Annotated in this window: 20 protein-coding genes and 1 pseudogene; 13 read left to right on the top strand and 8 right to left on the bottom strand. The window is 72.3% G+C overall.

Annotation, left to right across the window (positions count from 1 at the left end; genetic code table 11):
- Nucleotides 1-2: 2 nt before the first annotated feature.
- Complete coding sequence (gene lplAB / locus OO67_RS25975) at nt 3-1067, bottom strand: lipoate-protein ligase LplAB (protein ID WP_033303887.1); 1065 nt, start codon at nt 1065-1067, stop codon at nt 3-5.
- A gap of 628 nt (nt 1068-1695) precedes the next feature.
- Here lplAB and OO67_RS25970 point away from each other — a divergent pair.
- The 7 genes from OO67_RS25970 (at nt 1696) to OO67_RS25940 (ending at nt 10080) form a co-directional block, all read left to right on the top strand.
- Nucleotides 1696-3201 (top strand): ABC transporter substrate-binding protein, encoded by a 1506-nt coding sequence (locus tag OO67_RS25970; RefSeq protein WP_106972827.1) that lies wholly within the window; start codon nt 1696-1698, stop codon nt 3199-3201.
- Nucleotides 3198-4151, top strand: a complete 954-nt coding sequence (locus tag OO67_RS25965; protein WP_033303883.1) for an ABC transporter permease — start codon at nt 3198-3200, stop codon at nt 4149-4151. The genes OO67_RS25970 and OO67_RS25965 overlap by 4 nt, the downstream gene beginning before the upstream one ends.
- Nucleotides 4148-5035 carry an ABC transporter permease gene (locus OO67_RS25960; RefSeq protein ID WP_033303882.1) on the top strand — a complete coding sequence of 296 codons (888 nt, stop codon included), beginning with the start codon at nt 4148-4150 and terminating at the stop codon, nt 5033-5035. The genes OO67_RS25965 and OO67_RS25960 overlap by 4 nt, the downstream gene beginning before the upstream one ends.
- Entirely contained in the window at nt 5032-6198 is a 1167-nt protein-coding gene (locus tag OO67_RS25955) for an ABC transporter ATP-binding protein (protein ID WP_078598287.1), read from the top strand. Before OO67_RS25960 ends, OO67_RS25955 begins: the two co-directional genes overlap by 4 nt.
- A gap of 77 nt (nt 6199-6275) precedes the next feature.
- Nucleotides 6276-7232, top strand: coding sequence for an ABC transporter ATP-binding protein (locus OO67_RS25950; RefSeq protein ID WP_051709875.1), 957 nt, complete (start codon nt 6276-6278; stop codon nt 7230-7232).
- Nucleotides 7233-7326: 94 nt separating this feature from the next.
- Complete coding sequence (locus OO67_RS25945; protein WP_033303881.1) at nt 7327-9192, top strand: gamma-glutamyltransferase family protein; 1866 nt, start codon at nt 7327-7329, stop codon at nt 9190-9192.
- Between the two features lie 45 nt (nt 9193-9237).
- Entirely contained in the window at nt 9238-10080 is an 843-nt protein-coding gene (locus OO67_RS25940) for an inositol monophosphatase family protein (RefSeq protein WP_033303878.1), read from the top strand.
- A 45-nt stretch (nt 10081-10125) separates the two neighbouring features.
- Here the strand turns inward: OO67_RS25940 and OO67_RS25935 are convergent, their stop codons facing one another.
- Complete coding sequence (locus tag OO67_RS25935; protein WP_033303877.1) at nt 10126-10962, bottom strand: nucleotidyltransferase domain-containing protein; 837 nt, start codon at nt 10960-10962, stop codon at nt 10126-10128.
- Nucleotides 10963-11048: 86 nt separating this feature from the next.
- On the opposite strand from OO67_RS25935, the gene OO67_RS25930 reads away from it, so the two are divergent.
- A complete protein-coding gene (locus OO67_RS25930) occupies nt 11049-12464 on the top strand; it encodes a phytoene desaturase family protein (RefSeq protein ID WP_033303876.1) in 1416 nt (471 codons plus the stop codon).
- Nucleotides 12465-12615: 151 nt separating this feature from the next.
- Here the strand turns inward: OO67_RS25930 and OO67_RS25925 are convergent, their stop codons facing one another.
- The 4 genes and pseudogenes from OO67_RS25925 to OO67_RS25910 all read right to left on the bottom strand — a co-directional run bounded on the left by OO67_RS25925 (nt 12616) and on the right by OO67_RS25910 (nt 15827).
- Nucleotides 12616-13311: a Type 1 glutamine amidotransferase-like domain-containing protein gene (locus tag OO67_RS25925; RefSeq protein WP_033303970.1), complete on the bottom strand. Its 696-nt coding sequence runs from the start codon at nt 13309-13311 to the stop codon at nt 12616-12618.
- 203 nt (nt 13312-13514) lie between these two features.
- The gene (locus OO67_RS25920) at nt 13515-13853 is read right to left on the bottom strand and encodes a P-II family nitrogen regulator (RefSeq protein ID WP_033303875.1); all 339 of its coding nucleotides are present in this window, start codon (nt 13851-13853) and stop codon (nt 13515-13517) included.
- A gap of 31 nt (nt 13854-13884) precedes the next feature.
- Nucleotides 13885-14498, bottom strand: a pseudogene (locus OO67_RS25915) (ammonium transporter); the annotation flags it as partial.
- Between the two features lie 105 nt (nt 14499-14603).
- Nucleotides 14604-15827, bottom strand: coding sequence for a right-handed parallel beta-helix repeat-containing protein (locus OO67_RS25910; protein ID WP_033303873.1), 1224 nt, complete (start codon nt 15825-15827; stop codon nt 14604-14606).
- 435 nt (nt 15828-16262) lie between these two features.
- Here OO67_RS25910 and OO67_RS25905 point away from each other — a divergent pair, with 435 nt between their 5' ends.
- Together OO67_RS25905 and OO67_RS25900 are read left to right on the top strand one after the other, a co-directional pair.
- Nucleotides 16263-17756 carry an AlkA N-terminal domain-containing protein gene (locus tag OO67_RS25905; RefSeq protein ID WP_033303872.1) on the top strand — a complete coding sequence of 498 codons (1494 nt, stop codon included), beginning with the start codon at nt 16263-16265 and terminating at the stop codon, nt 17754-17756.
- Nucleotides 17753-18271: a methylated-DNA--[protein]-cysteine S-methyltransferase gene (locus tag OO67_RS25900; protein ID WP_033303871.1), complete on the top strand. Its 519-nt coding sequence runs from the start codon at nt 17753-17755 to the stop codon at nt 18269-18271. The genes OO67_RS25905 and OO67_RS25900 overlap by 4 nt, the downstream gene beginning before the upstream one ends.
- Before the next feature lie 243 nt (nt 18272-18514).
- On the opposite strand, the gene OO67_RS25895 is transcribed toward OO67_RS25900, so the two are convergent.
- On the bottom strand, nt 18515-19099 hold the full coding sequence (locus tag OO67_RS25895) for a TMEM165/GDT1 family protein (RefSeq protein WP_033303870.1): 585 nt from the start codon (nt 19097-19099) through the stop codon (nt 18515-18517).
- A gap of 317 nt (nt 19100-19416) precedes the next feature.
- Between OO67_RS25895 and OO67_RS25890 the strand changes: the two genes are divergently transcribed.
- Nucleotides 19417-19827, top strand: coding sequence for a (2Fe-2S) ferredoxin domain-containing protein (locus OO67_RS25890; RefSeq protein ID WP_033303869.1), 411 nt, complete (start codon nt 19417-19419; stop codon nt 19825-19827).
- A complete protein-coding gene (locus OO67_RS25885) occupies nt 19824-20714 on the top strand; it encodes a glycoside hydrolase family 16 protein (protein ID WP_051709860.1) in 891 nt (296 codons plus the stop codon). Before OO67_RS25890 ends, OO67_RS25885 begins: the two co-directional genes overlap by 4 nt.
- A gap of 19 nt (nt 20715-20733) precedes the next feature.
- Here the strand turns inward: OO67_RS25885 and OO67_RS25880 are convergent, their stop codons facing one another.
- Nucleotides 20734-21462, bottom strand: a complete 729-nt coding sequence (locus tag OO67_RS25880; protein ID WP_033303868.1) for an SIR2 family NAD-dependent protein deacylase — start codon at nt 21460-21462, stop codon at nt 20734-20736.
- A 70-nt stretch (nt 21463-21532) separates the two neighbouring features.
- Between OO67_RS25880 and OO67_RS25875 the strand changes: the two genes are divergently transcribed.
- The gene (locus OO67_RS25875; RefSeq protein ID WP_033303866.1) at nt 21533-21730 is read left to right on the top strand and encodes a type II toxin-antitoxin system VapB family antitoxin; all 198 of its coding nucleotides are present in this window, start codon (nt 21533-21535) and stop codon (nt 21728-21730) included.
- Nucleotide 21731: the final 1 nt, after the last annotated feature.

The raw sequence follows: 21731 nt of genomic DNA, 5'->3' as shown, positions 1-21731 counted from the left end.
CCCTACGGCACCCGCGCCGTCCACTCCGCACTGCTGAACTTCGTGGCGGCCAGCTCCTCGGCACGCGCCAGCTCCTCGCCGGACACGCTGCCGGAAGCGAGTCCGTAGCGGTCGTGGAAGGACCGCACCATGCGGTCGATGACCGCCTCCCGGGGCAGGCCGGTCTGACGGCGCAGCGGATCGACGCGCTTCTTGGCGGACGCGGTGCCCTTGTCGGACATCTTCTCCTTGCCGATGCGGAGGACCTCCAGCATCTTCCCGGCGTCGATGTCGTAGGACATCGTGACGTGATGGAGGATCGCGCCCGGCCCACCGCCCGGGCCGATCATGCGCTTCTGGGCGGCTCCGGCGATTTTCCCGACGTCCGTCGCGATGTCGTTGAGCGGCTGATACCACGCCTTGATTCCCATGTCGCCGAGGGCGTCCAGGACCCATGCGTCGAGATATGCGTAGGAGTCGGCGAAAGAAAGCCCGGAGACGAGGGACGAGGGGACCGAAAGGGAATACGTAATGGTGTTGCCGGCCTCCACGAACATGGCTCCTCCGCCTGAGATGCGGCGTACGACCGTGACACCGTGGCGGGCGGCCCCCTCGGCGTCCACCTCGTTGCGGAGCGACTGGAAGCTGCCGATGATGACGGCGGGGGCGCCCCACTCCCACACGCGGAGCGTCGGGGGCCGGCGTCCGGCGGCGACCTCGGCGGTGAGCACCTCGTCGAGCGCCATGTGCAGTGCGGGGGACTGCGGACCCTCGTGGATGAACTGCCAGTCGTAGTCGGTCCAGTCGGTGGCCTGCGCGAGCGCGCGCCGGACCGCCACCGCGACTCCTTCGGCGGTGATCCCGTACATCACGGTGCCCTCGGGCAGCATCGCTTCGATGCGGGCGGTCAGCCCGGCGGCGTCCGTGTCGGCGGGGGCGCCCTCCAGGGCCTCGTCGATCGCGGTGATCGCCTCGTCGGGTTCCAGGAAGAAATCGCCCGCCACCCGCACATCGCGCAGGACGCCTCCCTGATTCTCCAGGTCGACCACGACGAGTTTGCCGCCAGGAACCTTGTATTCGCCGTGCATTGTCTGGCCTCCGCTGGGTGTGAATCGCCTCAACGTTAGCGCGCGGGATCCGGGTTCTCTTCCCGGGGCGTGGCGGGCTGCCGGAAGAAAGTATTTCGGGGAACGGTGAAATCAACGCGAGCACTTTCCGGTGCTGTCTGGTGACGGCCCCGTCCGGCCGCCGTCCACCGGGAGCGGCTCCGTTCGCAGCAGAGGCCGCCGGGAGCGGACGGGTGGACCTCCTGCCCGCGGCCGAGGATGACCGGCACGGCTCCGGAGCGCCCGGTCCGAGGTGGCGGAGTGGCCGGGTCCGCTTTCGTGTACGACAGCGGGCCCGTGAGAGGCGGGACGCGACGGACCCCTGCGGCCGCCGTGTGTCCGGCGGGAGGGCGGCCGTCCCGGGCGGGGCGCCGGGCCGGGCGTGCTCCGTTATCCGATCGTCAGGTAAATCCTGTCCGCTATGTGGGCCGAGGCCTTGCCTTGCGGACTGTATGCGAAATACGGTCTGCGATATTCCTTGATCACCCCTGGCGGGAGGTAGGCCCCCGTGCGCCGAAAAGTGGTTGCCCTGGTGGCGGTTGCGTTGGTGTCCCTCACCTCGGGCTGCGCGTCCTTGCAGTCCTCGGCGACCGAAGTCGGTGGTGTGCGCATGACCGATGACCGGTCCGTACGCGACGGCGGGACACTCACCGTCGCTCTCAACTCCGATCCGGACAAACTGGACCCCACCCTCGCGCAGACCCTCGTAGGCCGCACGGTCTTCGCGAGCATGTGCGAGAAGCTCTACGACATCGACGAGGACGGCACAGTGGTGCCGCAGCTCGCCGCGTCGCTCCCCACCACCTCGGCGGACGGCCGTACGGTCACCGTCCAGGTGCGGCCCGGGGTGAAGTTCAGTGACGGGACCCCGCTGGACGCCGACGCGGTCGTCACCTCACTGCTTCGCCACCGCGATCTCCCCGGATCCGCGCGCGGGACCGAACTGGCCCCGGTCAGCGAGGCCGAGGCCACCGGACCGCTCACGGTCCGCCTGACCCTCGACCACGCCTACGTCCCGCTCACCGGCGTGCTCGCCGACCGGGCCGGGATGGTGATGTCACCGACAGCGCTGGAGAAGTACGGGAAGAACTTCACCAACCACCCCTCCTGCGTCGGCCCCTTCCGCTACGTCGAGCGCGTCGGCGGCGACCGGATCGTGCTCAGGAAGGACCCGAACTACTACGACGCCGACCAGGTGCACCTGGACGGCGTGGTCTACAAGCCCATACCCGACGGCAACGTCAGGCTCGCCAACCTGCGGTCCGGTGACCTCCAGGTCGGCGACCAGATGGCCCCCGTCGACGTACGGAGCGCCCTGACCGAGCCGGAACTCCAGCTGTTCAACTCACCCTCGCTCGGATACCAGGGCATCGGCCTCAACGTCGGCAACGTGAAGGGACTCGGGCAGAAGCCCGGGAAGATCGACACCCCGATCGCCCGGGACGTCCGCGTCCGGGAGGCCTTCGAGCTCGCCATCGACCGCGACCTGCTCAACAAGGTCGTCTTCCAGGGCATGTACGAGCCCGCCTGCGGCCCCATCTCCCCGCAGTCCGCCATCGCCCCCGGGGTGAAGCCGGAGGACTGCCCCCGGCGCGACGTCGACCGGGCGAAGGAGCTGCTGGAGGAGGCCGGGGTGAAGACCCCGGTGAAGATCGAGCTGAAGACCTCCACCACCCCTGAGCAGGGGCGTGTCGGACAGGTGCTCCAGGCCATGGTCAAGGAGGCGGGCTTCGAGCTGTCGCTGCGTCCCACCGAGTACGCCACCATGCTCGCGGAGACCGACGCCGGTGACTACGACGTCTTCACCAGCGGCTGGTCCGGCCGGCTCGACCCGGACGGCAACGTCTCCAACTTCCTCAAGACCGCCGGCGCCATGAACGCCTACGGTCTCGGGGACCCGGAGATCGACAAGCTGATCGCCGAGGGCCGCAGCGTCGCCGACCCCGCACGGCGCACCAGGATCTACGACGAACTCACCCGGCGCGTCCAGGACGCACACGCGCTGGTCTACCTCTACCGGCAGAAGAACTACGTCGTCGCCGGCAAGGACGTCGCGGGCATCCGCGTCTACGGCGACGGACTGGTCCGGGTCAAGAATGCGGGGTACACCCGATGACGAAGTACCTGCTGACGCGCCTGCGTCAGTCCCTCATCACCCTCTTCCTCGTCAGCGTCGTCGTCTTCGCCGGCATCCGGGCGCTGCCCGGCGACCCGGCGCTCGCACTGGCCGGCGAGGAGCGGAGCCCCGAGGCGCTCGCCGCCGTCCGGGAGAGCTACGGCCTCGACGACAACGTCGTCATCCAGTACGGGCGGTTCATCGGGCACGCCCTGACCGGTGACCTCGGCACCTCGTCCCGTACCGGACTCCCCGTCGCCGACGCGATCGCGCAGGCCCTGCCCGTCACGCTGGAACTGGCCGCGCTCTCCCTGCTCCTGGCGATCGTCCTCGGCATCGGCGCCGGCGTGGTCGCCGCGGTGCGGCGCGGGAAGCCGGAGGAGTGGCTCGCCAACGCCATCGCGCTGATCGGCCTCTCCATCCCGACCTTCTGGCTCGGCATCGTGCTCGTTCTCGGATTCGCCATCGCCGTCCCGGTGTTCGCCGCCAGCGGTTACGTACCCTTCGGCACCGACCCCGTCGACAACCTGCGCCGCATGGTCCTGCCCGCGATCGTGCTGGGCTCCGGTCTCGCCGCCGTCGTGATGCGGCAGACCCGGGCCGCGATGCTCGACTCGCTCTCCGCCGACTACGTGCGGACCGCCCGTGCCAAGGGACTGTCCCGGGGCTCCGTCGTCGGCGGGCACGCGCTCCGCAACTCGCTGGTCACGGTGGTGACCGTGCTCGGCCTCCAGCTCGGACACCTGATATCCGGCGCCGTCGTCACGGAGCAGATCTTCGTCCTCCCCGGCTTCGGCAAGCTCACCATCGACGCCGTCTTCACCCGCGACTACGCCACACTCCAGGCCGTGGTGCTCTGCACCTCCGCCGCGTACATCCTCATCAACCTGCTGGTCGACGTGGTCTATTCGGTCATCGACCCGCGCATCCGGCTCGGAGGTGCCCGGTGACCACCGCGACCACAGTGCCCACCACCCCACGCAAGGCGAGCATCCGGAAGTCAGGCGGCAAGCTGCGCGCCCTGCGCAGGAACCGGCTCGCGCTCACCGGCGGGATCATCGCCGCGGTCTTCGTCCTGGCCGCCCTGTTCGCCCCGCTCGTCGCCCCGTACGACCCGTCGCAGCCGGACTTCGGGAACGTACTGGCCGAACCCGGCGCCGCGCACTGGCTCGGGACGGACGACCTCGGCCGCGACCAGCTCTCCCGCATCGTCCACGGCGCCCGCGCGTCCATGCAGGTCGGCCTCGTCGCCGTCGTACTGGCCTTCCTCGTCGGCGTACCGCTGGGGCTGCTCGCCGGGTACTACGGACGGTTCGCGGACACGGCGGTGTCCCGCCTCACCGACACCATGCTGGCGTTCCCGTTCCTGGTGCTCGCCGTCGGACTCGCCGCGATCCTCGGCCCGTCGCTCACCAACGCGACCATCGCCATCGGCATCTCGCAGATCCCCGCCGTCATCCGGATCACACGGGCCGAGACCCTGAGGCTCAAGCACGTCGACTACGTCGCCGCGGCCGTCGCCAACGGCGGCGGGGACGGCACCGTCCTCTTCCGGCACATCCTGCCCAACGCCACCTCCGCCCTGATCGTCCAGGCGACCGTGGGCATCCCCGCCGCGATCATCGGCGAGGCGCTGCTGAGCTTCCTCGGCCTCGGCGTCCAGCCCCCGGACCCCTCGCTCGGCGTGATGCTCTCCGGCGCCCAGTCCTTCCTGGCGCCCGCACCCTGGCTCGCCGTCTTCCCCGGCCTCGCGATCGTCGCGGCGACGCTCGCCTTCAACCTGCTCGGCGACGGGCTGCGTGACGTCCTGGACCCCCGAGGAGCAACCCGATGACCGAGACCGTTCCCGAACCCGCGCGGAAGACGCCGGCCGGACCCGTGCTCAGCGTGCGCGACCTGTCGGTCTCCTTCCGCTCCGACACCCGCACCGTGCACGCGGTCGACGGGGTCTCCTACGACCTGGCGCCCGGCGAGGTCCTCGCCGTGGTGGGGGAGTCGGGGTGCGGCAAGTCCGTCACCTCGATGGCCACCATGGGGCTGCTGCCGCCGACCGCCCGGATCGGCGGCTCGATCAGGCTCGCCGGACGCGAGCTGGTCGGCGCGTCGGAGAAGGAGCTCCAGAAGGTCCGCGGCAAGGACATCGCGATGATCTTCCAGGAGCCCATGACCTCCCTGAACCCGGTCCTCACCATCGGCCGGCAGATCGGCGAGGTGCTGCGACGACACCAGGGACTGAGCCGTAAGGAGGCCAGGGCGCGCGCCGTGGAGCTCCTCGAACTCGTCGGGATCCCGGCGCCGGCACGCCGCGTCGACGAGTACCCGCACCAGCTCTCCGGCGGAATGCGGCAGCGCGTCATGATCGCCATCGCGGTGGCCTGCGACCCTGCCGTCCTCATCGCCGACGAGCCGACGACCGCACTGGACGTCACCGTGCAGGCGGGCATCCTCGAGGTCCTCCAGTCCCTGCGCGAACGCCTCGGCACCGCCATCGTCCTCGTCACGCACGACCTGGGTGTCGTCGCCGACGCCGCCGACCGGGTGCTGGTGATGTACGCGGGCCGCGCCGTCGAACAGGCCCCGGTGTACGACCTGTTCGCCTCCGGCCGCCACCCCTACACCCGCGGACTGCTCGGCGCCGTGCTGCGTCCCGGCGGCGAGGGCAAGCGGCGGCTTCCCGAGATCCCCGGCCTGGTCCCGAGCCTGGACAGCCAGCCCGACGCCTGCACGTTCGCGCCCCGCTGCTCCCGCGCCGACGACACGTGCACGGGCAGCCGGCCCGGGTTCCGCGCCGTCGACCGGGAGGCCGGAGCGGACGCCCCGCACCGGGCCGCCTGCTGGCACCCGTACGCGGACGGCGAGACGGCCGACCCGTACGCGGACGGCGAGGCGGCCGTGAGCGGTGAGCCGACACCGGTCGCCGCCGGCCGCGAGGCCCCCCGAACCCCCGCGCGGGCCGATGACCCCGGAACGCGACCCGACCAGGAGGCCGGAAAGTGACCACCGCACAGGCCGTCCCCGCACCGCGCGAGGACGACACCGACGCCCCGCAGCCGCCGGTGCTCGAGATCAACGGCATGGAACGGCACTTCGGTGCCTCCGGCGGCGGCACCGTACGGGCCGTCGACGGCGTCTCGATCACCATCGGCCGTGGTGAGGTCGTCGGCCTCGTCGGCGAGTCCGGCAGCGGCAAGTCGACCGTCGGCCGGTGCGCCGTACGCCTCGACGAACCCACCGCCGGCACCGTCCACATCAACGGCACCGACGTCAGCCACCTCTCCCGCCGGGCGCTGCGCCCCCTGCGCAAGGACTTCCACCTGGTCTTCCAGGACCCCTCGTCCTCGCTCGACCCGCGGATGACCGTCGGCCAGATCATCGCCGAGCCCATCCGGCTGCACCGCCGTGCCCGCGGAGCGGCCGTACGCGAACGGGTCGAGCAGCTGCTGGGCCAGGTCGGTCTGCGCCCCGAGCACGCCGACCGGCACCCTCATGAGCTGTCGGGCGGGCAGCGCCAGCGCATCTCGATCGCGCGGGCCCTGTCCTGCGACCCCGATCTGGTCGTGGCCGACGAACCGACCTCGGCGCTCGACGTCTCGGTCCAGGCGTCCGTGCTCAACCTCCTGGCCGACCTCCAGCGCGACCGCGGCTTCGGCTGCCTCTTCATCACCCATGACCTGGCGGCCGTCGAGTTCCTCGCCGACCGGATCGCCGTGATGTACCTCGGGCAGATCGTCGAACAGGCGCCGACCGCCGAGCTGTTCGCCGCCCCCAAGCACCCCTACACCCAGGCCCTGCTCTCCGCCGCGCCGGTTCCCGACCCGGTCGTCCAGCGCTCCCGGGAACGCATCGTGCTGCACGGCGAACTGCCGAGCCCGCTCGACCCGCCCGCCGGTTGCCGCTTCCACACCCGCTGCCCGCTCGCCGTCGACCGGTGCCGCACGGAGGTCCCCGCCCTGCGCGACATCCCCGGCGGGCGCCAGGTCTCCTGCCACCTCGTGACCGACGACGGCACCGCACCGGACGCGGCCGCCTGACCCGTCCCTGTCCGGGACAGGTCTCCCGTACGTACGATCCGCAACGCACCACGGAACCAGAGAAATCAGCACGCCGCAGCAAGGAGCCGCACCCGTGTTCACCACCCGCCCCACCCTCCAGGGCACCTTCGGCATGGTGTCCTCCACCCACTGGCTCGCCTCGCAGTCGGCGATGGCCGTCCTGGAGGACGGCGGCAACGCCTACGACGCGGCCGTCGCCGCCGGATTCGTCCTCCACGTCGTCGAACCGCACCTCAACGGCCCGGCCGGCGAGGTCCCGATGATCCTCGCGCCGAAGGACGGCGAGGTGCGGGTCCTGTGCGGCCAGGGCCCCGCCCCCGCGGGCGCCACCGCCGCGCACTACCGTTCGCTGGGACTCGACCTGGTCCCCGGCACGGGTCCGCTCGCCGCAGCCGTACCGGGCGCCTTCGACGCCTGGATGATGCTGCTGCGTGACCACGGGACCAAGACCCTCGCCGAGGTCCTGCGGTACGCGATCGGATACGCCGAGGACGGGCACGCCCCCGTCGAGCGCGTCGGCCAGACGGTGGAGACCGTCCGCGAGCTGTTCGAGACCGAGTGGCCGTCCTCCGCCGAGGTGTACCTCCCCGGCGGAAGGGCGCCCGAGCCCGGCAAGCTGTTCCGCAACCCGGCCCTGGCCGCCACCTGGCGCCGCCTCGTGGAGGAGGCCGAGGAGGAGGGCGGCGAGGACCGCGTCGCGCAGATCGACGCCGCCCGTGCCGTCTGGCGCACGGGATTCATCGCCGAGGCACTGGTCCGCCAGGCCGCCGTCCCCACCATGGACACCAGCGGTGCCCGCCACACCGGCACCCTCACCGCCGCCGACCTGGCGGGCTGGTCCGCGACGTACGAGGCGCCCGCCACCTACGAGTGGAACGGCTGGACGCTGGCCAAGGCAGCCGGCTGGAGCCAGGGCCCCGCGTTCCTCCAGCAGCTCGCCCTCCTCCCCGCCGAGCTCCCGGCGTACGGTTCGGCCGACTACGTCCACCTCCTCATCGAGGGCTGCAAGCTCGCCATGGCCGACCGCGAGGCCTGGTACGGCGACGCCACGGACGTCCCGCTCGACACGCTGCTCTCGGGGCCGTACAACGACGAACGCCGCGCCCTGATCAAGGACACCGCGTCCCTCGAACTGCGCCCCGGCAGCCCCGGGGGCCGCACCCCGGTCCTCAGCGCGCACGCCGACGCCGTCGCCTCCGGCGAGGCGGGCTTCGACGCCATGGGCATCCCGGTCGCCGGAGCGGGCGAGCCGACGGTCGCGAAGGAGGGCGCGGGCGAGCCGACGGCCACCGCGGACCGTGCCGGCGAGCCGACGGTGGCCAGGGACGGCGCGACCCGCGGCGACACCTGCCACCTCGACATCGTGGACCGCTGGGGGAACATGGTCGCCGCCACGCCCAGCGGCGGCTGGCTCCAGTCCAACCCGGTCGTGCCCGAGCTGGGCTTCCCGCTCGGGACCCGGCTGCAGATGGCCTGGCTCGACGAGGGCCTGCCGAACACACTGACCCCCGGCCGCCGTCCGCGCACCACGCTGACCCCGTCGCTCGCCCTGCGCGGCGGAGTCCCCGTCATGGCCTTCGGAACCCCCGGCGGCGACCAGCAGGACCAGTGGCAGCTGCACTTCTTCCTCGCCGTGGCGCTGCGCGCCGAGGTCCGGGGCGGCCTCGACCTCCAGGGCGCCATCGACGCCCCGAACTGGCACAACGACAGCTTCCCGGGCTCGTTCTTCCCGCGCGGGATGCGCCCCGGCAGCGTCACCGTCGAGGAGGGCATGCACCCGGAGGTCGTCGCGGAGCTGCGCCGGCGGGGCCACGACGTCACGGTGGGCGACCCGTGGTCCGAGGGCCGGATGTGCGCCGTCGCCAGGGATCCGGAGACCGGCGTCCTGTCCGCCGCCGCCAATCCCCGTGGGATGCAGGGATACGCGGTCGGCCGCTGACCACCTGCCCGGGGTGCGCCCGGCGGGCCGTGCTTAGCTGGAGTCATGATCGATGACTTCCTGTACGGGACCGCCGGGCCGACGGCCGAGGTGGAGGCGGCTGTCCGGGCGGCGGCCGCCGCCGAGATCCTGCCCCGCTACCGACAGCTGGCCGCGCACGAGATCGTCGAGAAGAGCGGCCCGCACGACCTGGTCACCGCCGCTGACCGGCTCGCCGAGGAACACCTCACCGCGGCCCTGACCCGGCTGCTTCCCGGTTCGGTCGTGGTCGGCGAGGAGGCCGTACACGCCGATCCCTCGGTCAACGACGCGCTCGGCGGCGACGCGCCCGTGTGGATCGTCGACCCCGTCGACGGCACCCGCCAGTTCGTGCACGGCGAGCCCGGCTTCTGCACGCTGGTGGCCCTGGCCCTGCACGGAGAGGTGTACGCCTCATGGACGTACGCCCCGGTGCTCGACGAGATGGCCGTCGCCGTGCGGGGCAGGGGTGCCACGCTCAACGGCACCGCTCTGCACAGCGGTTCGCCCGTGCCCGGCGCGGTACTCAAGGTGGCCATGTCCCACCCCGACTACACCTCCGACGCCCAGAAGCGCGCCCTGCTCGGCCTGCGCACCGACGGCATCGACGCCCGCGCGTGCGGGTCGGCGGGCCTGGAATACCTCGCCGTCGCCTGCGGAGCGCAGGACGCGGTCGCCTTCAACTGGGAGTTCGCGTGGGACCACGCGGCGGGCCTGCTCCTGGTCACCGAGGCGGGAGGCGCCGAGTCGACGCTGTCGGGCGCCCCGTACCGCATCACCGGCGGGAACGACCTGCCGTTCACCGCGGCGAGGGACAGGGCGACGGCGGAGCGGGTCCTTCAGGCGCTGCGCGCCGGCCGGCAGGGCTAGACCGCCTAGGTGGGACTTCGTCCCGCAGGCGTCGCACCGAACACCTCAGGCACCGCCGGCCGGCGGTCCGCCGTCCAGCACCGCCCGCACGTCACGGACGACGTCGGCCGCCGTCTCGACCGCTGCCGTGTCCAGTCCGCGCAGGGCCGCGGACACCCGGTGCGTGAAGTCCGCCGGGGTATCGGGCAGTGCGGCGGCGGAGGCGAGCGCTCCCTTCTCGTTGAGGCACCAGACGCGGTGGTGGGCGTGCAGGGCCTGGGCGAGGATCCCGAAGGCCCTCGAGAGGCAGAGGGCGACGTGGAGGGTGTCCCCGGCCGGGGCCGACTTGCGGGCGGCGGCCACGGAGAAGTCCGCTTCCCAGGCCGCGTCGGTCAGCGCACGGCGCAGCGGCTCCGGATAGGCGCGCATGGACTGCTGGAGGCGTGTCAGCTCACCGCCCGGGTCCTCGAGCACCCGGCCGAGGGCGACCTCTCCGACGTAGCAGGGGGACCAGAAACCCAGCGGATGGCCGGGCTGGACCCCAACCTCGAAGTGTCCCGCCCGGCAGTCCGACCACACCGTCTCGACCCGGTCGAGATCGCGCAGGATCCAGTCGACGGCGACGCCGTCCACCGTGAGCCACGCTCCGCCGTTCACCCAGGGGCCCCACCCGCCCGGTCCCGCCACGTCGGCCGGTGTCCCCTGGATCTCGGACGCCACCGCGGTGAGGGCGGCCAGGTCAGGGGCGCCCCGGTAGTAGACGCCCAGATCCCAGTCGGAATCGGGGCGGTGGGTGCCGCGGGCCCGGCTCCCGCCCAGAACGACCGCCTCGATACCGGACAGCCGGGCGAGCCGGGAGGCCATCGTGGTGACGGCCGGGGAAGGTGCGCACGCGTTGTTCATCGGGCGGGACGTTACCCGGAGACCCGTTGTCGGTGCGCCCGAATATCCTGGGTGCCCTGGCCGCCGGCTGACAAAGGAGTCCGAAGGTGCCATCGATGCTGGATGCCGTCGTCGTGGGCGCGGGCCCGAACGGGCTGACGGCCGCGGTCGAGCTGGCCCGCCGCGGCTTTTCCGTGCAGGTGTTCGAGGCGGGGGAGACCGTCGGCGGCGGCGCCCGCACCGAGGAGCTGACCCTTCCCGGCTTCCGCCACGACCCGTGTTCCGCCGTGCACCCCCTGGGCATCGGATCCCCGGCGTTCAAGGCGATGCCGCTCGCACGGCACGGCCTCGAATGGCTGCAGGCGCCGCTGTCGCTCGCCCACCCGTTCCCGGACGGTTCCGCCGCCGTGCTCACCGGGTCCGTCGGGCAGACCGCCATGTCACTGGGCCCGGAGGACGCCGGTGCCTACCGCAGGCTGGTCGCACCCTTCACAGGCCACTGGGACACCCTCGCCCAGGACTTCCTGCGCACCCCGTGGGACGGCCTGCCCCGGGATCCCTACCGCTGGGCGCGCTTCGGAGTGGACGCGGTCCAGCCGGCCACGCTGCTGTCCCGGCGCTTCCAGGGCGAGAAGGCGCGCGGCCTGATCGCGGGCCTCGCCGGACACGCCATCGCGCCCGCCCGCGGCCTCGCGACCGGCGGAATCGCGCTGCTCTTCGCGCTGGCCGCGCACGAGAACGGCTGGCCGGTGCCTCGCGGGGGTTCGCAGGCCATCTCCGACGCCCTCGCCTCCTTCCTGCGCGAACAGGGGGGCACCATCCGCACGGGGTTCGAAGTCAAACGTCTGGACGAACTCCCGCCCGCCCGCGCGTACGTCTTCGACACCTCACCGACCGCGCTCGCCCGGATCGCCGGGCTGGGCGGTGCCTACGACCGCTATCGCTACGGCCCGTCCTGCTTCAAGATCGATTACGCGATGTCGGGGCCCGTTCCCTGGACGGCCGAGGACGCCCGGCGCGCCGGCACGGTCCACGTCGGCCCCTCCGCCGCCGAGATCGACGCCGCGCTGCGAGCCGCCGTGGCGGGCCGCGCCCCGAGCGTCCCGTTCCTGATCACCGCGCAGCCGAGCCTCGTCGACCCGAGCCGGGCCCCCGAAGGCCGCCATGTCTTCTGGGCGTACGGGCATGTCCCGGCAGGCTGGGAGGGCGACGCCACCGAGGTCGTCGAGCGCCAGCTGGAGCGGTTCGCCCCCGGGTTCCGCGACCTGGTCCTGGCCCGCGCGGTCGCCGGACCTCCCCGACTCGCCGTGCGGAACGCCAACTACGTCGGCGGCGACATCGCCACCGGGGCGTTCACCGGGCTGCAGACGGTGCTCCGGCCCAAGCTCGCCCGCGTGCCGTACGCCACCGCGCACCCGGCGGTCTTCCTCTGCTCGTCGGCCACCCCGCCCGGCCCCGGTGTGCACGGCATGTCGGGGCACCACGCGGCGAAGGCGGTGTGGCGGCGCCTGAGGGCAGCCTGAGGGGCGGGCGGGGCGGCCCGTGCCCCATGGCCGCCGGGTACGGTGTGCCGCGACGACGCTCGGGGCTCGTGGCGGCGGATCCGACCAGCCGCGTCAATACGCCCCGGCCCCCCACCCGGAGGCCTGGGCGGCGCGCCGTCCCCGCCCTCGACTACGCGCGGCCGAGCAGGCGGCACGGCAACGCCCGCTCGCCCGCCCGGCCGTCCTCGCCGCGCTCCACGCGGTAGAGACGGGCAGCAGGGGCCCGGGTCACCGCCTCCTGGTGGCGCCCGTCCGTGAAGAGGACGCCCACCCCGTCGTCCAACGCCCACCCCGCAGGGAGCATGCCCCCGGCCACGGCGTCCTGGTAGGAGGGCCGGCGGCCGGGTTCGCTGTCGTAGTGGGGGCACACCGACCCCGGCAGAAGGCCGAGACCGTCCCGCAGGAAGGTCAGCGGACCGAAGGAGTCGGTGTGTGAGCCCTCGGCCCAGCAGTTGGCGCCGGCACTGACACCGCACAGCAGCGTCCCCCGGCCTGCGGCCTCGCGCAGCAGACGGTCCACCCCGTGTACGCGCCAGACCGCGAGCATGTTCGCGGTGTTGCCGCCGCCGACGTACACCACGTCCTGGGAGAGCAGGAACGTCCGCAGGGCATCGTCGTCGAGCTCTCTCCGGAACAAGGGCAGGACGGAGGCGTCACAGCGGCGTGACCCGAAGGCGCCCCGGAACCGCTCGACGTACGCCGGTGCGTCCCCGCTCGCAGTGGGGACGAAGCACACCTTGGGCCGCGCGGCGCGCGCGTGCGACAGCAGCCAGTCGTCCAGCAGCCCGTCGTCGTCCATGGAGAACCCTCCCCCGAGGAGTGCCAGACGGGGAACCGGAACGAGGACCACAGGAGTGTCTCCTCAGCAGGCGGGCGGGCAGGAAACGGTGCTCCGAACCCTGACGGGCCACGGGTCCGTCCGCAAGGGAATTGATCGCGCCGAGCAGAGGTACGGCCCGGCTCGCACCGGATGCACGAGCGGGACCGGACCTGGCCCGCACCCCGCGCACGGGCCGCGACCGGGCGACTTCAGAGGGCCTCCGGTCCCCGCTCGCCCGTGCGGACCCGCACGGCGGTCTCCACGGGCACCGCCCACACCTTGCCGTCGCCGATCTTGCCGGTGCGGGCGGCGCGGACCACCGCTTCGAGGACCGGCTCCGCGTCCGCGTCCTCGACGAGGACCTCCATCCGGATCTTGGGCACCAGGTCCACTCGGTACTCGGCGCCCCGGTAGACCTCGGTGTGGCCGTGCTGACGTCCGTATCCGCTGGCCTCCGTGACCGTCATGCCGTTCACGCCGAGGTCCTGCAGGGCGGTCTTCACCTCGTCGAGGCGGTGCGGCTTCACGACCGCGGTGATGAGCTTCATGGGGCGGTGCTCCTGTCCTGGATCGAGGTGCTCAGCGGCCCGGGGTCTGCGCGGCGGCATGACCCAGGCCGCCGTGATCGTAGGCGCTCTCCGCGTGCACCGTCTGGTCCAGGCCCGCGAGTTCCTCCTCCTCGGAGGCCCGCACGCCATCAGCCGGTCGATCGCCTTGCCGATTTGGTACGTCACCAGGAAGGTGTAGCCGGCCACGGCGAGCACGGCGACGGCCTGCCGGACGAGCTGGTCCACTCCGCCGCCGTAGAGGAGACCCTCCGCGCCACCGGTCATCGTGGCCGTCGCGAACAGCCCTATGAGCAGCGTGCCCACGACACCACCGACGAAGTACACGCCCACCACGTCCAGGGAGTCGTCGTAGTCGAACCTGAACTTCCACGCGACCGCGTACGAGCAGACGACACCGGCCACGAGTCCGACGACGGAGGCGCCCAGGACACCGACGGTCCCGCACGCGGGCGTGATCGCCACCAGGCCGGCGACCACGCCGGACGCCGCGCCGAAGGTGGTCGGGTGGCCGTCGCGCCTCTGCTCGACGAAGAGCCGGCCGAGAAGGCCGGTGCATCCGGCGACCAGGGTGTTGAGGACCGAGGCGGCTGCCAGGCCGTTGGCGCCCAGCGCCGAGCCGCCGTTGTCATTGCGTGAAGGTGACCGAAACCTCACCGCGGACGGGGCGAAGGCCTCCGCCGGGCCGCCCGGATCAGGTGGACGGCCCGGCGGAGGCGGCTACGGCCGGGGCTACGGCGTCACCTTGTTGCCGCCGAAGGTCACGACGAGGGAGCCGTCCGTGGCGAACGACCAGTCCATCGCACCGGAGTAAGCGGAGCAGGCGGAACCGTTCGAGCCCTTCCAGAACTGGTTGGAGCCGTCGGCGTCGCCCACGGTCTTGTCGTTGGAACCGTCGTCACTCCGGCACGAGACGTTGTCGCGGAAGACCGAAGTGCCCTTGTCGAAAGAGAAGTTGCGCTCGGCGTTGTCGATGCTGACGTTGTCCGACACCGTCATCGAGCCGGGGTTGCTGTTGTAGGTGAAGCCGTGTTTGCCGTTGTCGTAGGCGATGTTGCGCCGGACGAGGTGGTCGACCTCGATGCCGTCGCCGCCGAGCTTGTAGCCGTTGCGGTCGCCGTCGGAGTTCACCGTTCCGTCGGAGAGGGTGCCGTTCTCGTAGGCGAGGGAGTCCTCGATGGTCACCGGGCCGATGGGGCCCGTCTCCGACTTGGTGTAGAGATCCCAGCCGTCGTCGATGTTGTTGTGGGCGACGGTGTGGCGGAAGACGTTGCCGGGGCCCGAGGTGAGCTTCGAGGCGAAGCCGTCGGCGTCCTCGCCGTCGGAGTCGGCGTTGTCGTGCGACTCGGAGCTGAGGATGAGGTTGTTCGCAGGCCACTCGTCGCCGGGGGTGTCGGAGGCGATCCGCGAGATCTGCAGGCCCGTGTCGTGGTTGAAGCGCGTCACGACGTGTTCGATGACGTTGTCGCTGCCGCCGACGAAGATCCCGTTGTCACCGGCGTGCTCGACGACGATGCCGTCGATGTGCCAGTACGTGCCGTTCACGGCGAGCCCGCGGTTGGCCGGGTCCTCGCTCATGGCCGCGAAGTTCAGGACCGGGGTCTCGTCCGGATAGGCGGCGAGCGTGGTGCGGGCGCCGGAGGTGCCGTCGTTGCCCGGCGGGATCGTGACCGTCTCCGCGTACGCGTAGGTCCCGCCCCGCAGGTAGATCGTCCCGCCCGAGGTGACGCGGCTGATCGCCGAGGGGAGCGTCGTCGGGTCCGACTCCGTACCGGCCGCGTCGTCGCTGCCGTCCGGCGCCACGTGGAGGGCGTCGGCGGCCGGCACGGCGGGTGCGCCGACCGCACCGGTGGCGCCGGCGGGGGCGGACGTGGCCTGCGCCATGGGGCCGGACAGTGCGACGAGTGAACCGGCCAGCAGGCCGATGCACGCGATGACGCGCTTGTTCTTCTGCATCGTTCGTCTCCAGGTGGGGGAGGTTGGACCGGCCGGCGTGAGCCGGGGCGGCGATTCCGGTGACTCCGGGGTGGGCCCCGGGCCGGCACGGGTTCGGCCGGAGGTGAGGCCGGGCGGGCGCATGGGGGAGCGGCCCTTCCTGTCGCGGCTCGGGGGTGCGGCGACAGCGATCTGTCCGCGCAGCTGAACGGACGGTGCGGCCGACACCACGCTGGGTGGGGGGGCAAGCGCTTTCTTCGACCGTAAACGGCTGTCGTGACCGCGTCAATGCTTGTGTACGTGGGTGAAGTTCAGTCACCTGAACGCGATCGGGCATCCGCCCCGTCGTGGTCTCCGGGAGAGGCCGTCGCCGCCCCGCACCGCGACGGAGGTCCCGGTGAGGTCGATGTCGGATTTCCGCCAGCCGCCCGGCCCTCCGTGCCCGATGCTTGGACCATGCACACCGACACCGAGCGCTGCGTGCGAGCCGTACGGTCGAAGGACGCCCGCTTCGACGGATGGTTCTTCACCGCGGTCCTCACCACCCGGATCTACTGCCGTCCCAGCTGCCCGGTCGTGGCGCCGAAGGTCCGGAACATGACCTTCTACCCCAGCGCCGCCGCGTGTCAGCAGGCCGGATTCCGGGCCTGCAAGCGGTGCCGGCCCGACACGAGCCCCGGCTCCCCCGAGTGGAACGCCCGGGCGGACTCCGTCGCCCGGGCGATGCGTCTCATCCAGGACGGGGTCGTCGACAGGGAAGGCGTACCGGGGCTCGCCGCCCGGCTCGGTTACTCCGCCAGGCAGGTCGAGCGGCAGCTCCTCGCCGAGCTCGGCGCGGGACCGCTCGCGCTGGCCCGGTCCCAGCGCGCCCAGACCGCGCGGGTGCTCATCGAGACCACCGGACTTCCCATGGCCGAGATCGCGTTCGCCGCCGGGTTCTCGTCGATCCGTACGTTCAACGACACCGTGCGTGAGGTCTTCGCGCTCGCCCCGGGTGAACTGCGGGTCCGCGCGGCGCGGGGGCGCCCCGAGCCGGGGCCCGCCGGGGTGATAGCCCTACGGCTGCCCTACCGCGCACCGCTCAGCCCCGGCAACCTCTTCGGGCACCTCGCCGCGACCGCCGTCCCCGGCGTCGAGGAATGGCGAGACGGCGCCTACCGCCGCACACTCACCCTCCCGCACGGGCACGGCATCGTGGCGCTGTCCCCGCGGCCCGGCCACATCGACTGCCGGCTCTCCCTCACCGACCCCCGCGACCTCACCCAGGCCATCAGCCGATGCCGCAGACTCCTCGACCTGGATGCCGACCCGGTCGCCGTGGACGACCAGCTGCGCTCGGATCCCCTGCTCGCCCCGTTGGTCGACACGTCTCCGGGACGCCGGGTGCCACGCACCGTCGACGGCGCGGAGTTCGCCGTACGCGCGGTGCTCGGACAGCAGGTCTCCACGGCCGCCGCCCGCACCCACGCGGCCCGTCTGGTCCGCGCACACGGGGTGCCGGTGGAAGACCCCGAGGGCGGGCTGACCCATCTTTTCCCGGCCCCCGAGGCGCTGGCGGATCTCGACCCCGAGGCGCTCGCTCTGCCCCGCAGCCGCCGCGCCACGCTCACCACCCTCGTCGCCGCCCTCGCCGACGGATCCCTGAGCCTGGGGGAGGGGACCGACTGGGAGGAGGCCCGTGCCGACCTGGCCGCACTCCCGGGTTTCGGGCCCTGGACGGTTGAGGTCATCGCCATGCGCGCCCTCGGGGACCCGGACGCCTTCCTCCCCACCGACCTCGGCATCCGCAGGGCTGCCGGACAGCTCGGCCTCCCGGCGACCCCCGCGGCCCTCACCGCACGTGCCGCGCGGTGGCGCCCCTGGCGCGCGTACGCCGTGCAGTACCTGTGGACCGTTCACGACCACCCGATCAACCATCTGCCCGTCCAGGGGCGTGAGGAAGAACGATGACCACCACACCTACGGTGACCAGGCAGCACACGGTCATCGACAGCCCGTACGGGGCGCTCACCCTGGTCGCGACCGACGGCGTGCTGTCCGGTCTGTACATGACCGGGCAGCGACACCGCCCGCCCGAGGAGACCTTCGGCGCACCCGACCTGCGGCCCTTCGGTGAGGCCGCCCGTCAGCTGAACGCCTACTTCGCGGGTGAGCTGACGGAGTTCGACCTCCCGCTGCGCCTGGAAGGCACTCCCTTCCAGCGCGGCGTATGGGCCGAACTCGTACGGATCCCGTACGGCGAGACCCGCTCCTACGGCGAACTGGCCGGCCGTCTCGGCAAGCCCGGCGCCTCCCGCGCGGTGGGCCTCGCCAACGGCAAGAACCCCATCGGGATCATCGTTCCCTGTCACCGCGTGATCGGAGCCTCGGGGAGCCTGACGGGGTACGGCGGCGGGCTGGACCGCAAGCAGCAACTGCTCGCTTTCGAACGGGGTGCGGAGGGCGAGGCGCCGGTTCTGTTCTGACCGGGCGGCCGGACCGGACCCGGGCATCCGGGTGGCACCCGGTCATCACGGCCACCTGCGCCCCGGCCGGCCGCGCCCCGGCAGCCCTTGGCCCCGGCCACCCGCGCCCCGGCAGCCCTTGGCCCCGGCCACCCGTGCCCCGGCCGGCCGGCAGCCCCGGCCACCCGCGCCCCGGCCGGCCGGCAGCCCCGGCCACCCGCGCCCCGGCCGGCCGGCAGCCCCGGCCCCGGCCGGCAGGCCTGCTCAGCCCGTGAAGATCTCGACGACCGACCAGATCGCCAGACCGAGCATGCACACACCGCCGATGCGCTGCACCGTCTTCAGCGGCACCCGCTTGGCGATGAACCGCCCCGCCAGGAGCGCCAGCGCCGACACCGACATGAGGGCGGCGGCCGCCCCGATCGCCGTGGACCACGCGCCGTTGCTCGCGGCCAGGTTCGCGGTGGTGATCTGGGTCAGGTCGCCCCACTCGCTGATGAACACCGCCATGAAGGCGGTCGAGTAGACCGGCCAGAAGCCCGTGACGGTCTTGATCTCCTCGTCCTCGTCGTCGTCGCCGCCCCCGCTGCGCAGCAGCATGAAGGCGCCGAAGGCGAAGAGCGCGGCCGAGACCAGCTTGACGATCCAGTCGGGCAGCAGACCGATCAGCCCGCCCGCCCCGACCGCGATGGCGACGTGCACGACGAAGGCGGACGACGTGCCGAACCAGACGTAGAGCGGGCGCATGCGTGTGCCCATGGCCAGCGAGGCGAACATCGTCTTGTCGGGGAGCTCCGCGAGGAAGATCAGCCCGAAGGCGGTGAGGATCGCCAGGGGGTCGAGATGCATTCCGGGTGGCTTTCTGTGAGAGCCGGGCCCCGGGCCTTCCGCGAAGCGCCACTCGGGCTGTTTCGGAGGACCACTCGGCCCGGCATGACCGCAGCACCCGCAGGGCGCGGGCGTGTCATACCTGACCGAAGGTCTCGCCCACCCGTAACGATCTACGAGCCCGGCCACCGGGAACCCGGGGGCTCCAGTGTGTCGACGACCGGTTTGCGGGGCTACTCCCCTTCGCAGCCGTCAACGATACCCCACCCGAGACGCGGGGGAGCGGCTCGGTACAGTCGCACGATGATCAGCCACGCCGTCCCCGGGAGCGCCCCCGCATGAGCCGCCGACCGCGCAAGGCCGCCGGAGCCGGGCCGTCCCGCCCCACGGTGAGCGTCTGCCGGGGCTGCTGCTGCGGCACCCCGAAGATCCCCGGCGTGGACCACGCCAACCAGCTCGCGGAACTGCGCAGGTCCCTGGACGGGGCAGCTACCGTGCGCGCGGTGGAGTGCCTGGACGCCTGCGAGCACGGCAACGTCATGGTCGTCCAGCCCTCGGCCGAGGGCCGGCGCGCGGGCGGCCGCCCCGTCTGGCTCGGGCTGGTCAACGATCCGCACGCCGTCGCCGACATCGCCGCGTGGGCCGCGGACGGCGGACCCGGCCTCGCGGACGCACCGGAGATCCTGGACCTGTACGCGTTCAGCCCGTCCCGCCGGATCCGGGCAGGACTGGAGGGCGAGGGGTCTTGAAGACCCGGACACACGGCAGGAGCGGTGCGACGCACCGACGTCCCGGCCTGGCACTGGTGCTGGGGCTGGCCGGACTGCTGAGCGGGTGCGGGCCTGCCCCGGCGCACACGGACTCTCTCCCGGCCGGAGAGAGGCCGTTCTGGCAGGCCGAGTTCGACGGAGCTGCGGCCACCCGCCCGTCGGAAGGGTCCTGGACCACCGAGACCGGAAACAGGGACGCCGAGGGGTGGGGCAACAACGAGCTGCAGTACTACACGGACGACGCCGCCAACTCCTCACTCGACGGCGCGGGTCACCTCGTGATCTCGGCCCGCCCCGCCCCCGCCGGGTCCGAGCTGCCCTGCTACACGCAGGAGTTCTGCACCTGGACGTCGGCCCGCCTGACCACCGAGGGAAAGGTCGCGCTCACCCGCGGACGCGTGGAGATCCGCGCGAAGATGCCCACCGGTACGGGGCTGCTGCCGGCGATCTGGATGCTGGGCGACAGCGCGGCCGAATGGCCCGGACAGGGTGAGATCGACATCTGTGAGGTGGTCGGTGGAGAACCGCGAACGGTGTACGGCACCGCACACGGGCCGACCTACTTCAACGAGAACGGAATCGGCAGCTCCACCACCCTCGAGGCGGACGCGTCACAGGCGTTCCACACCTACGCCGTCGACAAGCAACCGCGCCGCATCACCTGGTCCGTCGACGGAGAGCCGTACTTCACGTTGACTCCGTCCGAGTTGCCCGCACCAAGCGACTGGGTCTTCGAGCAGGACATGCACCTGCTGCTCAACGTCGCTGTCGGAGGCGACTGGCCCGGCCCTCCCGACACGTCGACGCCGTCCCCCGCGCCGATGACGGTCGACTACGTGCGCTTCTACGGCGAGGGCCGCGCTTGACGGTCCGCCGGAGGACACCTCATCCCCGGTCCGCGGAAAGCTCCTCCAGCAACGTGGGCAGCGCCGTCCCGATGGGTTCGCGGACGGTCTCCTCGGCCAGGTCGTCGTAGGGGGTCGGCTCGGCGTTCACCACGACGAGCCGGGCTCCGTGCTCCACCGCGATCCCCGCCAGCGAGGCCGCGGGCTGCACCTGGAGTGTCGTTCCCACGGCGATGAACACCTGGCTCGCCTTGGTGATCGCCATCGCCTCGGCCAGCACCTGTGGATCCAGGCGCTCCCCGAACATCACCGTCGCAGGTTTCAGGATCCCGCCGCAGTCCGTGCAGGGCGGGTCCGCCTCGCCGGCTTCGACACGGGCCAGTGCGTCCGCCATCGCCGACCGGGCGTGGCACCGGGTGCAGACCACCTCGCGTGCGGTCCCGTGGAGCTCCACGACCTTGCGGGCGGACAGCCCCGCCAGCTGGTGCAGTCCGTCGACGTTCTGTGTGATCACCCGGACCGCGGTGCCCGACCGCTCGAGCGCGACCACCGCACGATGGGCGGCGTTCGGCTCGGCACCCCATGCCGCGCTGGTGCGCCGCATCTGCCAGGAGCGGCGCCGGATCGCCGGATCAGCCATGTAGAAGTCGTACGTGACGAGCTTCTCCGCCTCCGGGTCCTTCCGCCAGAGGCCCTGGGGCCCGCGGTAGTCGGGAATGCCGGAGTCCGTGGAGATCCCGGCGCCGCTGAGGATCGCGACGAGAGTCATGGCCCGAGCCTACGGACGGTCCGGTCCGGCGGCGATGACATTTTCGCCGGCGCCCCTTAGGGTCCGGGGCATGGCCAAGGTCAACGTCAGTCTGGACGCGGAACTCGTCGTGGAGGTCATGGTGCTCGCGGGCGTCGGCAATCCACAGGACGCCGTCGAACTCGTCGTGCGCGACTACATCGCACGCGGCCACCGCACCGAGGCGCGGGCCGCCGCGCAGGACGACGCGCGGAGGGAGGCCGACGCCAGGCCGCAGGACCAGGGCTGAC

The sequence above is a fragment of the Streptomyces atroolivaceus genome (assembly GCF_000717025.1).
Taxonomy (GTDB): Bacteria; Actinomycetota; Actinomycetes; order Streptomycetales; family Streptomycetaceae; genus Streptomyces; species Streptomyces atroolivaceus.
Note: the sequence above shows the minus strand (reverse complement) of the source record. Positions and strands in the feature narration are given on the sequence as shown.